Source organism: Bartonella sp. 11B (assembly GCF_002022625.1).
In the GTDB taxonomy this organism is placed as follows: Bacteria; Pseudomonadota; Alphaproteobacteria; order Rhizobiales; family Rhizobiaceae; genus Bartonella; species Bartonella rochalimae.
In genome coordinates this window covers 1,083,994-1,098,993 of sequence record NZ_CP019783.1, presented here as the reverse complement: position 1 = coordinate 1,098,993, position 15,000 = coordinate 1,083,994, and the positions used below count along the sequence as shown (strand labels likewise).

Sequence of the window (15,000 nt, the reverse complement as noted above, 5' to 3'; positions counted from 1 at the left end):
ATGGTCGAGCCTAAAGATCCAGAAAATACTTTAATTCTTGAAACAACAAAAGGAGAAGTAGTAATTGAGCTTTTCCCTGATTTAGCTCCTGCTCATGTTACACGTATCAAAGAACTTGTGCGTGAGGGTGCCTACGATAATGTTGTTTTTCATCGTGTTATTGACGATTTCATGGCTCAAACTGGTGATGTTCAGTTTGGCAAAAAAAATGATCAGAAATTTAATTTGTCACGTGTTGGTATGGGTGGTTCAGATAAACCCGACTTAAAAGCAGAGTTTTCAAATCTTCCTCATAAACGTGGGATAGTTTCTATGGCACGTAGCCAGAATCCAAATTCGGCTAATTCGCAGTTTTTTATTTGTCTCGCAGATGCTCCTTGGCTTAATCGTCAATATTCTATATGGGGACAAGTGCTTAAAGGTATGGAAAATATTGATAAAATTAAGCGCGGTGAGCCTGTTGTAGATCCAGATGCAATTATTAAAGCTACAATTGCTGCAGATGCCAAATAATAGAGATGTTATGTAACATTTTTTGCAATTTTACAGCATGAAGGCTGCATATAAATAACGTCTTTTCGTGCAGAAAGAGTTTTGAATGTTGAGATTTCAAAATAGAAAATTGTACTAGAAACTTTTTTATCTAGGTGAAAATATATTTTTCATAAGATTTTTATCATTTTCTAAAGATTTTCAATTAAAAGAGGGTTATTGGCTAGTATCATAAAATATTAGATATTTTTTATTGCACTCAATAATTTTTTTATTTTATTAATCGTTTAATAGCTGATTTTTTTGAATTTTTTTTGACTAGTTTTAGTGTTAGTGAATAAAAGAGATCCATAATTTGTAGCTGCAGTAAAGAAGCCATTGCTTTTATTTTAGTAGTGATATGGGATCCTGAAATTAAAAAGATAAAAATGATGATAAAAGCATTTCACTATGAAAAAAAATCTCAAGATGGATATGCTCGCCAAGGCGAAATTATAACAGGACGAGGACGTATTCGCACACCTGCATTTATGCCAGTTGGAACGGTTGGAACCGTTAAGGCTATGTATATGGACCAATTACATGCTCTTGGTGCAGATATTATTTTAGGTAATACGTATCATTTGATGTTACGACCGGGAGCTGAGCGTGTTGCGCGTTTAGGAGGATTGCACAAATTTATTCGTTGGTCTGAGCCTATTTTAACGGATTCTGGTGGTTTTCAGGTTATGTCTCTTTCGGGGATATGTAAGATTACGGAGCAGGGTGTTATTTTTCGCTCTCATATTAATGGGGCCTATTACGATATGAGTCCAGAACGTTCTATCGAAATCCAAGGTCTTCTTGATTCTGATATTCAAATGCAGCTTGATCAGTGTATTGCATTACCGGCATCAGAGAGAGAAATAGAAGCTGCTATGGAACTTTCATTGCGTTGGGCACAGCGTTGTAAAAAAGTTTTTGGTGATCAACCAGAAAAAGCAATGTTTGGTATTGTTCAAGGCGGAGATAATATGAAATTACGTGAACGCTCTGCTCAAGCATTAAAAGAAATGGACTTGAAAGGCTATGCTATTGGAGGGCTTGCGGTTGGTGAGCCTCAGGATGTTATGACCGCTGTTCTAGATGTTACTTGTTCAATTTTACCGGAGGATAAGCCTCGTTATCTCATGGGTGTAGGGACGCCAGATGATATCTTAAAAAGTGTAGCTCGAGGGGTAGATATGTTTGATTGTGTTATGCCAACACGTGCAGGCCGTCATGGCTTAGCTTTTACTCGTTTTGGAAGAATTAATTTGCGAAATGCACGTTATGCAGAAGATCCAAATCCTCTTGATCCACAGTCGCCTTGTTCTGCTGCACGTGATTATAGTTGCGCTTATTTGCATCATTTAATCAAATCTGGTGAATCTCTTGGAGGCATGTTGTTGACTTGGAATAATCTTTTTTATTATCAGCAACTTATGCAAGGTATTCGTGATGCTATTCAAGCAGGACGTTACGCCGACTTTTGCTCCGATACAGTAGCCTTATGGATGCAAGGACGATAAGGTCCGTAAAGAAAATTGTATTAAAAAAAGTATTCATATAGCTCTTTTAGGGAATATAAATAGCTACCTTAAGGTAAATATGCGCTGTGGTTATTTATTTCTCTATGATATACTCTATTGAATAAAAATTATTGCTCCGGCACGCACTACCTGATCCGGAGAGAAGCAGTTTGTTTTCTGTTTCTAATCACTATCTAAATTAACAATGTTAATTCTAAGTTAGTAAATCCTTAAAGAAGTATGAAAATTACCTTTTTAATATGCTTTTTGTTTATTTTTATAAAACATCATGAAAGTAAAACGTAAAAGTTGTATATTCTTTTTGTTTCAAGAAATTGCTTTTGATATTAAAAACGTATTATTTGCTCATTTTACAGCATATTTAATAGAATAATATTTAGTGTAAAAATAATAAGACAAAGATTTTCTAAGGATAAAATTCTTTCATGTCTTTTAGAATTGATTTTAAAACCAAGCATTTTGGCATTTTAGCTCTTGCAGTAGGAAGCTTTGCTATTGGTACTGCTGAGTTTGTTGCAATGGGTTTACAACCGGAGATGGCGCGTAGCTCACATGTTAGTATTGCTACAGCCGGACAATATATTTCTTCTTATGCTTTAGGAGTTGTGATTGGAGCACCTATTTTAGCTATCGTAACAGCTAAGCTGCCACATAAGGCTGTTTTGATAGGGTTGATGTTTTGTTATGCTTTAGCGAATATTATTAGTTCATTTTTTTCTGTCTTTAACGTATTGGTAATCTTACGATTTATCAGTGGTCTTCCACATGGCATTTATTTCGGTATTGCAACTATGGTCGCCTCTTCAATGGTAGAAAGAAATGAACGATCAAAAGCTGTTGGTAGTGTTATGCTTGGTTTGACAATTGCAACAGTTATTGGAGCACCGAGTGCAACTTGGATTGGTCAACTTGTTGGTTGGCAGTTTGCATTTCTTCTTGTAGGTATTATTTCTTTGATGTGTTGTTTTCTTATTTGGAAATTTTTACCTTCTGTTTCTAACATTACTAAAACAAGCATTTTAAACGAATTAAGTGCATTAAAGAAAAAAGAAGTATGGTTTCTTTTGGCGATGGTTTCAATTGGTGCATCAGGATTATTTTCTGTTTTTACGTATATTAAGTCAACATTGCTTTATATTTCTAATGTTTCTCTTGAATGGGTACCATTTATTATGCCATTGATGGGATTGGGAATGGTTGTGGGTAATATTTTAGGTCCTAAATTTGCAGTTAAGATTGGTTCTTCAGCAACGATATTTTTTGCTATGCTTTGGAGTACATTCGTTTTTTTTCTTTTTTTCTTTTTATCATATACTCCGCTAACAGCAGCATTAGGATGTTTTCTTATTGGGACTTCTTTTGCATCTATGCCTTCTATACAAGCAAAAATCATCGATATTGCTACGCCTGCACAGATGTTAGCAAGCGCTTTGATGCAATCTGCTTTTAATATTGCGAATGCTATTGGAGCGGAATTTGGAGCATGTATTTTGAAATTAGGCTATAGTTATGAACACACAGCTATCCTTGGAGGTATTTTAACTTTGTGTGGATTGCTGATGTTCTGTTTTTTGTGGCACATGGAAAAATATAATCAGTATTTTCCTAAGTAAAGTTGAAAAGATTTTTAAAGTTATTTTAGCCTCTTATATATAAGCGTAGGAATCATCAAAAGAGAGCAGCATAGTAGTGACTTCGATAAAAAATAACACGGCACAGATAATAAAAAGTATTCATATAGAGAAAGATTGCTGTTAGAGCGAATCATAGAATTTGTATGTGAACGATTTAATAATTTATAGAAAAAACTCAAAGTTTTCTATTTAGAAAACTTTGAGTGTGGAATGATGCTAGTGAGTCATTTCTTTTTTTAGGTTTTCATTAATTTTATCAAGAAATCCTGTTGTGGATAGCCATTTTTTTTCGGGACCGATTAAAATAGCGAGATCTTTTGTCATGAAACCTTCTTCAACAGTATTAATACAAACTCTTTCCAATGTAGTAGCAAAGTTTTTTAATTTTTCATTATTATCAAGCTTAGCACGATGTGTTAGTCCACGTGTCCAAGCAAAAATAGAAGCAATAGAATTTGTTGATGTTTCTTTATTATTTTGGTGCTGACGGTAATGACGCGTTACTGTACCATGAGCAGCTTCTGCTTCAACAGTTTTACCATCTGGTGTCATCAGAACAGAAGTCATTAGACCAAGAGAACCAAATCCTTGAGCAACGATATCTGATTGAACATCACCATCATAATTTTTACATGCCCAAACGTAACCACCTGACCATTTAAGCGCAGAAGCCACCATGTCATCGATGAGACGATGCTCATAATATAATTTACGATTTTCAAATTCGGTTTTAAATTCTGAGTCAAATATTTCTTGAAAGATATCTTTAAAACGACCATCATAGGCTTTTAAAATAGTATTCTTGGTCGAAAGATAGACAGGGACATTGCGTTGAAGTCCGTAATGAAAGGACGCGCGGGCGAAGTCGCGAATTGATTCATCAAGATTATACATTGCCATTGCAACTCCTGCACTTGGAGCATTAAAGACATCATGTTCAATAATTTGGCCATCATCGCTAACAAATTTAATACTTAATTTTCCTTTATTCGGAAATTTGAAATCTGTTGCTTTATATTGGTCGCCAAAAGCATGACGTCCGACAATAATTGGTTTTGTCCAACCTGGAACGAGACGTGGAATATTTTTGCAGATAATAGGCTCACGAAAAATAACACCTCCTAAAATATTGCGAATTGTTCCATTTGGTGATTTCCACATTTTTGTTAAATTAAATTCTTTAACACGTGCTTCATCAGGAGTAATGGTTGCACATTTCACACCGACTCCATATTTTTTGATTGCATGAGCAGAATCAATTGTTATTTGATCGCTAGTTGCTTCTCTATTTTCAATGGAAAGATCATAATATTTAAGATCAATATCGAGATAGGGATGAATGAGTTTATCTTTAATATATTTCCAGATAATACGAGTCATTTCATCACCGTCGATTTCGACAATGGGGTTTGTCACTTTAATCTTTGCCATTAGGAGTCCCTTTATTGTATTGAAATAATATTTTTCCTATAGCACTTTCAGATCCATGATGGAAATTAAAAACAGAAATCTAGAAAAAGCTTTTTGTATATATAACTCAGTTTTTATTTTAAATATTTGTTCTTTTAATTCTTCCTTTTTATTTTGAAATCTTTTTATTTGTGTTATATTAATTACAATATAGGGTATTATTGGGGTGTATCATTTAAATGGGGGAAATAATGGTTTCTATTAACTCGTTTCAAGTAAATCCAGGAATTGATAGCTACCAAAAACATAGCTCACATAAAGAGCAGAATTTAAGTCAGATACTTCAGGATACTATTCAGGTGCCATCTGCGCATATCAGTAATAAAAATATTATTCCTTCAGTTTTTCATGATACATTATCACGTCTTCAAGAGTTGCCCGATAATTCTAATAATAAAATTCAATTTACAGAAATCTTACCTTCTTTAATTGATAGTACTTATTCTCTTTCTTTATGGAACACTTTTGAAGTTGATGCATCACAATTTCAAGATTATGATGGCGTTCCAAATGGTCGTTTTCAGGTTTATGTTCCTTTAATAATGGACAGTAATCAATTGAAAAATCTGGTGCATTCTTTAGCAAGAGAAGGGAAATTACTTGGGGCACCACAAGCTTTATTTACAGCTTTAGAACACGATACTGCTAGAATATATAATCAATCAGATATAGAAAATCTTATTGGAAAGTCAGTCAATTGGAAACAAGGTAATGTGTTTGGTACAATGTGGGATCGCCGTATGATTGATGATCAGTTAATCCAACAGTTTCAACAGGAAGGTAAGCAAATATTTACAGGCTCTATAGGATCTCTTCGTTTTTCTATTATTTATTGAATATCACCATTAAGCTATATAGTTTTAAGAATATTGGCTTGTTTGCATTAATTGGCTTGTTTGCATTAATAAGTACAAAGATTTATTTTATTACATGATAAAAATTCACAAGATTATTTAGAGATTACATTGGCCAAATAAAAAAATGATAAAATCAATACTTCACTTTCTTATCAAGGTGAGGGGTTTTATATTGTTGGTTTTGTTTACGTTTTTTCACTATTCTTCCCCTTTTTGTGGCTTTTTATCGTTTAATTTTTATTCCAACATTTTTATAGAAATAATAATCATTCATATTGTTATTTTAAAACATATAATTAATATTTTTTATAATAAAAAACATATTGACAATAAGTGAAAAATACTTTGTATTTATTACTGTAAATAATAATCGTTAAGTTTTAAAAAAGCTGAAAGGTGTGCACTGATCGTTTGAGGTGTGCATGGAAAAATCTCCTAGTTCTAAAGCTTTTACATCACAGAAGTACGAAAACAGAGTGATTAGTATAGACAATAAATCGAGTACAGAGTCGATAGATATTTCTCAAAAGGAACTACGAAAGTCTGTAGAGATGTCTATCAACGTATATATGATTAATGGGCTTTACATTCTTCCTAAGGAGTTTGCCTTTATAAAGAGGTATGTGACTGCAGCTGATAGTTTTTTACGCGATGATCTCTCATCTAGTGATTTTTCACTTAAAGATTTTTTACTTAGAGATTATTTGTTATTCAGAGATCTTACACGGAAGAAATTTAATATTCCGGTGGATGAGGTTTTGCTAAATGGCTATATCTATGCTAATAGTTTAACGCTGAAAAATAAATATGAATTGCAGGGCATAGAGTTTCAAGATATATGTGCCTATGATGTATTAGAAGCAGAGTACAGGCTTAAAAAAGAACCGCTACCAGAAAAGTTTGATTCATCTTATCTAAAATATCTTCATAAATGTTTGTTTGAGAAAACGTTCGAATGGGCTGGGCATACCTGTGATATTCCATTTACATTTTTAGATGGCACAGTTACCACGGTGCCAGTCAATAATAAAATTAAAGACGGTTTAGAGAGAATCGATCAAATACTAGCCGAAAAGAATAATTTGAAAGGTTTATCACATAAAGAGTTTGTTTATGAAGCATCGATGATATTTGCTTTGTTTAGTAATTTAAGACCTTTTGCAGTTGGAAATGGATGCGCACAACGGATATTTATGGAACAAATAGCCGAAGCAGCAGGGTATAGGCTTGACTTCTCGGTTGTAACAGAACAACGCATGCGATCTGCTAATAATGCTGCGTTACCACGTGATGGCAGAGCTGTAGGCAATATCACTCCTATGTGTCATCTATTTGAAGATATCTCCAATCCAGAAAAAGTGGATGTTTTAAGAGAATTCATGAATGCCATAAGGAATGCGGGATCTTTTGATGAGTATGCAAAGGTGATAAATAGGGTTATTGTAGTGCCAAATGAAGGTTCTACCTATACGGGTATTTGTAAAGGTTATAGCCCAGATTCCATCATGCTCATGATAAATGATAAGTATGTTATATGCAAAAAAGATTATTTTGCACCAGAAACATTAACAGCATTACGGCTTGGTGACAAACTTACTTTTAGAGCTTCTGTGCCAGAAAACTTTGAGAATATTCTTATTCCAGAAGAAAAAGTAGCTCCTTTGACGGAAAAAGAAATTGTTGCAAGAATTGCAGGTAATATTTTCGTTCAAAAGAGTCGACAAAAAATCAAAACTTTATCAAAATCTGTCTATAAAAGCTCGAAAATATTGGATGCTGATATCAATCTTGTTAATATAGATTCAGGTTTCGGTGAACAGTATATCAGACAGAATATGAGTCTTTTTAAATATATGTCTAAATTGGCAGGTACGGAAATATTGGGTATTGACAGTCCACAGCGCAAACAAGCTAAGAAAGATTACTTTAATCTCACTCAGGAGTTTGATAATTATATAAGTATTGTAGTTTCTCTTAGAGAGCACATTCTTCAAGAGCACCAAGAAAAACAAGAACGTTGTCAGCAAGCGATAAAAATGCCTAGTCAAGCAGTGCAAAATATCCTTTCTATGTCTGAAGAAGATCAGATCAAAGCTTTAAATGCCAATCCCTCACTTTGCGGAGAAATTACAGGTCTTGTGGATAAAGTCAAAGATCGTCTTACATTTTGGGAGTATCAAACCCTTGATGATAGAGATTATAAGAAGCTCGCTAAAAGTGTCGGTATATCATTCAGTAGAGCACAGAAAGTCACAGAAATTATTAAGAAAGCTCAAAAAGTATGTCAGCTAACTAGAAGCAGAGCTCATGAATCGAAAAAAATGGAGCATAATCTATTACAAATATAAGATTTACATTTTTTATTTTTTTATATTCATGGGGGCAAAGCATTTGTGTAAAGTTTGTATTTATCTCGATTGTAATAATCTGAGGTACCATAATTTTTTGTTCAGTCAGTATTGGATTTATCAAAACAAAAAATAGCTCGGAAAGAACTTTCAATTTATAATGAGCTAAAAAGGAAAATATAAGCTCCTACTTCTTCATCTTTTAAAAAGATTAATAAAACAAACAGATTATGTGAAGGAAAGAAACTGGTACGCCCAAGGGGAATCGAACCCCTGTTTCCGCCGTGAAAGGGCGATGTCCTAACCGCTAGACGATGGGCGCAGACCAATGATGAGGCTTATAGAGAGGATCTTTTTACTTCGCAAGTCCTATAAGTGATTTTTTTTTAAAAAAATGCATTTTATTGAATTATTTTTTTGAGATATGCCTAGGAGATTATATAATCTAGGCTTATTTTACAAGATTTTAAATGATACAATATCTGATAACAATCGGTAATACATTTTAGTATACAACAATAGTAATACTTTTATTTTTTCCAATAAAAAAATAGATGAAGATGATCAAGTTAGGGATTTTATAATGTAATATACTTTTGAGTATTATTTTATTCGTTATTGTAGATTGATTCATAAAAAAGCATTATTAACATAAAAAGTCATTTCAAGAAGATCTGCATCTGCATTTTTTAATAAAAATGAAAATTGTTTATAGAACAATTGACTGAAGTATGGCGATTATATGTTTACTGATCCATTAATAAAACAATCACAAGCTACTGTTTATATAATGTAAATAAGCTGGAAGAAAATACGCATCGCGAAGCTGAAAATAATGTATATAAAGTGAAAAGAGTTCATTAAAGCAGATAAATATTTACAAGCTACAATCCTATATAAAGATTCCTAGGTTAGTTAATGAGTACTAAGAGGAATTAGATTATAGTTTTTTTCTTGTGAAAATCTTTCATCTTTGCAAAAGCTGTATTCTTGATATTTAAGAATAAAATGCTAATGTCGTTTTGTGAATACTAATTCAATAGGATTTTTTATATGACCCAATCAACTCAAAAGATCTTAAATCGACTCGATCGTATTTTAACCCTTGAATTAGTACGTGTGACTGAGTATGCCGCTGTTGCAGCTGCGCGTTGGCGAGGACGTGGTGATGAAAAAGCAGCCGATCAAGCTGCTGTGGATGCGATGCGTCGAGAACTTAATTGTTTACCTATTGATGGCATGGTTGTAATTGGTGAGGGAGAGCGTGATGAAGCTCCTATGCTTTATATTGGAGAAAAAGTAGGACTTCAAAATGGAGTAGCTGTTGACATCGCTCTTGATCCACTTGAAGGAACAACTATTTGTGCAAAAAATCTTGCTAATTCACTTGCTGTGATTGCAATTGCCCAAAAAGGGAATTTACTTTATGCTCCTGATGTTTATATGGAAAAAATAGCTATCGGTCCTGGTTATCCAAAGGGAGTGGTTGATATAGATGCGAATCCTGCCGATAATATTCATGCTCTTGCAAAAGCCAAAGGAATAGATGTTAATCAAATTACTGTCTGCATTATGGATCGGCCTCGTCATGCAGAATTGATTAATAAAGTGCGTATGACTGGTGCAGCAATTCGTTTAATTAGTGATGGAGATGTTGCTGCTGTTATTCATACAACTGATTCAGAGGCAACAGGTATTGATATTTATATGGGTATTGGTGGAGCACCAGAAGGTGTATTAGCTGCGGCAGCTTTACGTTGTACTGGTGGACAAATGCAAGGACGTTTACAATTTAATACAGAAGAACAAATTGCTCGTGCTGCCAAGATGGGGATTAAGAATCCTAATAAGGTTTATACAATGGAAGAAATGGCCAAGGGTGATGTTTTATTTGCAGCAACAGGTGTAACTGATGGTAATATGTTGTCTGGTGTTAAATTTACTCGTGATTATATTCAAACAGATAGTCTTGTGATGCGTTCACATACTGGTACAATTCGAAATATTAGAACACAACATAGAAATCAGTTGAAATTTGGCTGATGATTTTTAGCTGATATTGCATAAAAATAAGGACGCATTGATTAGAGAAATATATCTTTATAAATTTTTGAAGATATTTTTGTTTTTTATTATAGATACTATGATAATTGCACAGAGCGTACCCAGCCGTTTTTATCTTCTATATTTCCTTTTTGTATATCGATAAGTTGTGCACGAAGTTTTTCTGTAATCTCACCATATACTTCATTTCCGATGATACATTCTCCACCTTTATATTTAATACGTCCGATTGCTGTTATAACAGCAGCTGTGCCACATGCAAAAGCTTCTTTAAGGTGACCATTTTGCACATCTTCTTTCAGTGAATCAAAAGAATAAGGGCGTTCTTCTATTGTTAAACCCATTTGTTGTGCTAACTTCAAAATTGAATGACGCGTTATTCCTGCTAGAATAGTACCGTTGAGTGCAGGTGTTACAAGTATATTATTAGCCATAATAAAGCAAATATTCATTCCACCAAGTTCTTCAATCCATTTTCGTTCAACCATATCAAGAAAAAGTACCTGACTACAATTATTTTGAGTTGCATTGTTTTGTGCGATTAAGCTTGCTGCATAGTTTCCGCCACATTTAGCAGTTCCTGTACCACCAGGGCCAGCACGGCTGTAGTCTGTTTCGAGCCATACGCTAATAGTTGTTTTTTGTCCTGTAAAATATGATTCAGCTGGAGATGCTATGACACAAAAGATATATTCTAGAGAAGGATGAACTTTCAATAGGCTGTCGTTGCCAAACATAAAAGGGCGTAAATAGAGGCTAGCATTTGGATGATTAGAAACCCATTTTTGATCAATTTTTACTAATTGGTTCACTGCATCCAAAAAGATACCCTTTGGTAATTCAGGCATAGCTAATCGTTTTGCTGATTCCATAAAACGTTGTGCATTAGCCTCAGGGCGAAATAGTAAAATACGTCCATCCTTTGCTCGATATGCTTTTAAGCCTTCAAAGATTCCCTGCGCATAATGCAAAATGACACTTGATGGACTAATTTCTAAAGGTTTGTATTGAGAAATAATAGCATCATGCCAACCTTTATCTTTAGTCCATTTAATAAGAGCCATATGGTCTGTAAAAAATTGACCAAAACCAGGGCTTTTCAGAATTTCTTCACGCTTTTTATCTGATAAAGGTGAAGGATGTTTATCTATTTTAAACAAAAATGATGATTTAGGAGAATTCATAAGTTAAACTTTCTGAAACAAGATTTTATTTCTATATCTTTTGGCAAGATAATAAAAAGTTTCTATAATATTATTATTGGCAATTTTCTTATGTCAATATTTTCATCATATAATATAGACTCTAGCAACTATTAATAGATATTCTATTATTAGAATTTTGATTATAATTCGTATCAAGGAGTTTGGAACTTTTATATATACACAGCGTTTTTCGAGATACTGTAAATATTTTTATCATTGAATTATGATTAACAAGTAAAGGAATTCGCTATGATTGAAAAAAAATATCCAATATATGATCAGCAGAAAGCTGTAGAAAAAAGAAACTGTAAATGGTCTAATTCAATTGGTAAAAGTATTTTTACTATTATTCTTTCTCTTCTCTTTATTTGGCTTATTGTCGCTTTTTTAGGGTCTTTTTGGAATAAATCATCAGAACATATCCCTAACAGGAATAAGACAGGAGTAAATCAGACAACAACGAATCCAACACAAAATTCAATAGTGCCTCCGATACCTTAAAAAGAACGATACTTTATCATTTTATAAAGTAGATTCTGTATAGATAAAAAATGAGATTGACACAAATAAAGAAAATGAAGCATCCTAAAGAATAATTTTGATATTAACTATAACATCTAGAGAAAGAGAAGAGAACGAATAAAATAGAATGACAGTTGTTTAGGCTGTCATTACATTTGTTTAGTTTGTGATAAAACAGCTTCCCCCAGATTGTTTGATATTTTCACAAAGGCTTACAGCTTCATTACGGTTTTGTGTTTGAATTCGAACACGGTAGTAGGTACCTTTCCCTGATATGAGGGCAGATTGAATATTTAATGGCCAAGAACCAATAATAGATCCAAATTTAGATTTTATTTTTCTCAAAGAATTTTGTGCTAATTCAGGAGTGGGTTGGGATGAAAGTTGCACATAATATTTTTCACCATTTTGTACTGCTGTTTGTCCTGAAGAATTTGAATGAGCGGAAGTTGGCATTGGAATCTTTGAATTCAATTGGGCAGGTGAAGGAATTGGTATAAGTGAATTTCGAGTTTTTTCTTGAATAGTAGAGATAGCATTACTTTCTGTGATAATGTGGTCAATATCAGTTGTAGGAGTATGTTGCGTTTTTTCTTGATTGTTTTCATTGTTCTTTACATCAGGTAATTGTGAAGAAACAGATGATTGTTTTTGAGATTGTTCAGATACAGTTTTTTTAGTCACTTCAGATTGAGCAAAAGGCTCTTCATTTTTGTAGTGAACTGGATTTACTACAATTGTACCATCTGGTTTTACAACAACAGTTTTAACTTCATGTGTCGGAACAGTATGATTAAGCGCTGCAGTAATTGCATCTTCAACATAAGCTTCATTAAGGGGAGAAGTTGTAGGATTTTCAGGTTCTTTTTTATTTAACACTGTTAAATCTTCTGATGGTGCTTCATTAAGAGAAGAAGCTGTAGGATTTTCGGATCCTTTCTTGTTTAACACTATTAAATCTTCAGGTGCTTCAGAATTATCAAAAAGAAATTGCTGCGCATTTTCTTGCTTCTCATTTTTTTCGGTTATCTGTTTGTAAAGATCTAAATTCTGCGTAATATTACTTTCAGATTCGGTTATTTCTGGTTTGACTTTAAAAGGCGTATTATCAGCACGAATAATATTTGGACTTTCATTCGTGTCTGATAACATAAAAAAGTGAACATAACTGACAAGACCAATTGCAGCCAAAATAAGAAAAGCAAGACTTTTAGAGAGAATTCCTACAATAGAAAAACTTTTTGGGGAAGAATTTTCTAATGTATTAGCAGGTATCTCATTTGCATATCCATATTGTGAATCTTCAGGAAAAGAAGAGTAATAATGTTTCCCATTCTCAGGAGAAGAATAGTTGGTATTTGGTTCTTGAGTATTTATATGTAAATTCGCTGTTAGATTTTTTTTAGCAGGATAAAAAACTTCACTTTGCTGTTTTTGAGAAAAATTTTTGGTTATAGTGCTACCTACGCCGAATACATCAGTAAATTCTTTTTCTAAACCATCATTAGATACATCGTATTTTGGTTCTTCATATGAAACTTCTGAGACCATAATTGGTTCAGTCTGTTCTACTATTTCCTCTGCAAATTTATAGGTATCAACATTAGGAGGAGAATTATCGCTATGCGAAGAGCTTTCTATAGGAAAACTATTAGTTTGTGCAATATTAAAAGTCTTTAATGAGGATTGTGTATAATTTAAATTGTTTTGGTTATGTTGCTCTCTTTGTTCATTATTTTGAGAGTTATTTTTAATACTATGATTATCATTTTTAGTATATTGAATTTGAGCATTATTATATAATGAATATTTTGTTTCATTATCTTCTTTTAAAGGTTCTGTTTCATTATGATTAATGATATGCTGTTCTTGTGAAAAGTCTTCTAAACTAACGGATTTATCAGTGGGTGATGAATCCATCATAGATGAAACATTCGTTGATTTATCCATTGTAGCGCTGTTTATATTTGAAACTGTATTAACAGATGAAGAAAATATACGCGTATCCATGGAGGAAATTGGTACATTAACTTGACGATCTTCAACAAAATTTTGTTGAGTAGTTGGTCTTTCATATGAGTAATTTACAGATGTATTGTAAGTATTTTTCTGATAAGCATACTTTGGCTTGACACTATAAATATCTGACTGTTGGTCTTGCATTTGTAAAGGAGTCTTAGCCTCTTTATAAAGAGCTGCATTAGAAGATATATATCTACTTTGTGTACTCACTTCATCAGGAAAAGAATTTTGTATTTGTGCATTGAAATTATTGGTTTCAAAAGAAGAGTTAATATTGACAGTCTCTGAGGTGTTTTGTGTTGTCTGAGAGCTTGGGATAGGTAATGGAGAAAGTGTATTTAAAATTTGTTCTTCATTATGAGGAGAATATTCGGCTACATTCCTATAGTTTTGGTTGTCGGTATCTAATTGTGGAGCCCATTGTTCATTGTCATCAAATGGTAATTCGCCAGCTAAATTATTTTCAGTAATTTCTTCCAGAAAAGGCAAATCAAATGAAGAAGAGTCTCCAGAATTTTCAGATTCCAAATGTTCCGATTTTAATGAAGAATCAGGATTCTGAGCATTCTTTTTTTTATTTTCTAAATTTGAATTGAAAATTTGCGTAAGCCTTTCCACCGGATCATAATGCTCATGATCTTGTTTCATTTCCTCTGGATTTTTGCGATCATTATCGCTCATAGGTTTTCTCGCATGAAAATCTGCATTTTTTTATGTACAACTATTAATTCCATTCCATTGTATATTAAACTAATTTACTGTATATTAAATTTAAGTTTTTACCAATTAAAGAATATACAAAAAATATTCTAAAT

At 33.1% G+C, this 15,000-nt stretch carries 10 protein-coding genes and 1 tRNA gene; 7 read left to right on the top strand and 4 right to left on the bottom strand.

The window, feature by feature from the left end; all coding sequences use genetic code 11:
- The 3 genes from Bho11B_RS04750 to Bho11B_RS04740 all read left to right on the top strand — a co-directional run bounded on the left by Bho11B_RS04750 (position 1) and on the right by Bho11B_RS04740 (position 3,676).
- Positions 1-513, top strand: a complete 513-nt coding sequence (locus Bho11B_RS04750; RefSeq protein WP_078673792.1) for a peptidylprolyl isomerase — start codon at positions 1-3, stop codon at positions 511-513.
- Positions 514-923: 410 nt separating this feature from the next.
- Complete coding sequence (tgt, locus tag Bho11B_RS04745) at positions 924-2,042, top strand: tRNA guanosine(34) transglycosylase Tgt (RefSeq protein WP_078674099.1); 1,119 nt, start codon at positions 924-926, stop codon at positions 2,040-2,042.
- A 446-nt stretch (positions 2,043-2,488) separates the two neighbouring features.
- Complete coding sequence (locus tag Bho11B_RS04740) at positions 2,489-3,676, top strand: MFS transporter (protein WP_035006328.1); 1,188 nt, start codon at positions 2,489-2,491, stop codon at positions 3,674-3,676.
- 237 nt (positions 3,677-3,913) lie between these two features.
- On the opposite strand, the gene Bho11B_RS04735 is transcribed toward Bho11B_RS04740, so the two are convergent.
- Entirely contained in the window at positions 3,914-5,128 is a 1,215-nt protein-coding gene (locus tag Bho11B_RS04735) for an NADP-dependent isocitrate dehydrogenase (protein ID WP_078673791.1), read from the bottom strand.
- Positions 5,129-5,358: 230 nt separating this feature from the next.
- On the opposite strand from Bho11B_RS04735, the gene Bho11B_RS04730 reads away from it, so the two are divergent.
- Complete coding sequence (locus Bho11B_RS04730; protein WP_078673790.1) at positions 5,359-6,003, top strand: hypothetical protein; 645 nt, start codon at positions 5,359-5,361, stop codon at positions 6,001-6,003.
- Positions 6,004-6,446: 443 nt separating this feature from the next.
- Complete coding sequence (locus Bho11B_RS04725) at positions 6,447-8,372, top strand: BID domain-containing T4SS effector (RefSeq protein ID WP_153300818.1); 1,926 nt, start codon at positions 6,447-6,449, stop codon at positions 8,370-8,372.
- A gap of 247 nt (positions 8,373-8,619) precedes the next feature.
- Here the strand turns inward: Bho11B_RS04725 and Bho11B_RS04720 are convergent.
- Positions 8,620-8,694: transfer RNA gene (locus Bho11B_RS04720), tRNA-Glu, on the bottom strand.
- A 731-nt stretch (positions 8,695-9,425) separates the two neighbouring features.
- Between Bho11B_RS04720 and glpX the strand changes: the two genes are divergently transcribed.
- Positions 9,426-10,415 carry a class II fructose-bisphosphatase gene (gene glpX, locus Bho11B_RS04715; RefSeq protein WP_078673789.1) on the top strand — a complete coding sequence of 330 codons (990 nt, stop codon included), beginning with the start codon at positions 9,426-9,428 and terminating at the stop codon, positions 10,413-10,415.
- Positions 10,416-10,513: 98 nt separating this feature from the next.
- Here glpX and Bho11B_RS04710 read toward each other — a convergent pair whose 3' ends face one another.
- On the bottom strand, positions 10,514-11,620 hold the full coding sequence (locus tag Bho11B_RS04710) for a branched-chain amino acid aminotransferase (RefSeq protein ID WP_078673788.1): 1,107 nt from the start codon (positions 11,618-11,620) through the stop codon (positions 10,514-10,516).
- A gap of 270 nt (positions 11,621-11,890) precedes the next feature.
- On the opposite strand from Bho11B_RS04710, the gene Bho11B_RS04705 reads away from it, so the two are divergent.
- A complete protein-coding gene (locus tag Bho11B_RS04705) occupies positions 11,891-12,142 on the top strand; it encodes a hypothetical protein (protein WP_035005708.1) in 252 nt (83 codons plus the stop codon).
- 180 nt (positions 12,143-12,322) lie between these two features.
- Here the strand turns inward: Bho11B_RS04705 and Bho11B_RS04700 are convergent, their stop codons facing one another.
- The gene (locus tag Bho11B_RS04700) at positions 12,323-14,866 is read right to left on the bottom strand and encodes an SPOR domain-containing protein (protein ID WP_078673787.1); all 2,544 of its coding nucleotides are present in this window, start codon (positions 14,864-14,866) and stop codon (positions 12,323-12,325) included.
- Positions 14,867-15,000: the final 134 nt, after the last annotated feature.

What these genes read in the sequence shown, in the direction of transcription:
- Bho11B_RS04750 (WP_078673792.1), top strand. Translation starts at nt 1, where the DNA reads ATGGTCGAGCCTAAAGATCCAGAAAATACTTTAATTCTTGAAACAACA.
- tgt (WP_078674099.1), top strand. Translation starts at nt 924, where the DNA reads ATGATAAAAGCATTTCACTATGAAAAAAAATCTCAAGATGGATATGCT.
- Bho11B_RS04740 (WP_035006328.1), top strand. Translation starts at nt 2,489, where the DNA reads ATGTCTTTTAGAATTGATTTTAAAACCAAGCATTTTGGCATTTTAGCT.
- Bho11B_RS04735 (WP_078673791.1), bottom strand. Translation starts at nt 5,128, where the DNA reads ATGGCAAAGATTAAAGTGACAAACCCCATTGTCGAAATCGACGGTGAT.
- Bho11B_RS04730 (WP_078673790.1), top strand. Translation starts at nt 5,359, where the DNA reads ATGGTTTCTATTAACTCGTTTCAAGTAAATCCAGGAATTGATAGCTAC.
- Bho11B_RS04725 (WP_153300818.1), top strand. Translation starts at nt 6,447, where the DNA reads ATGGAAAAATCTCCTAGTTCTAAAGCTTTTACATCACAGAAGTACGAA.
- glpX (WP_078673789.1), top strand. Translation starts at nt 9,426, where the DNA reads ATGACCCAATCAACTCAAAAGATCTTAAATCGACTCGATCGTATTTTA.
- Bho11B_RS04710 (WP_078673788.1), bottom strand. Translation starts at nt 11,620, where the DNA reads ATGAATTCTCCTAAATCATCATTTTTGTTTAAAATAGATAAACATCCT.
- Bho11B_RS04705 (WP_035005708.1), top strand. Translation starts at nt 11,891, where the DNA reads ATGATTGAAAAAAAATATCCAATATATGATCAGCAGAAAGCTGTAGAA.
- Bho11B_RS04700 (WP_078673787.1), bottom strand. Translation starts at nt 14,866, where the DNA reads ATGAGCGATAATGATCGCAAAAATCCAGAGGAAATGAAACAAGATCAT.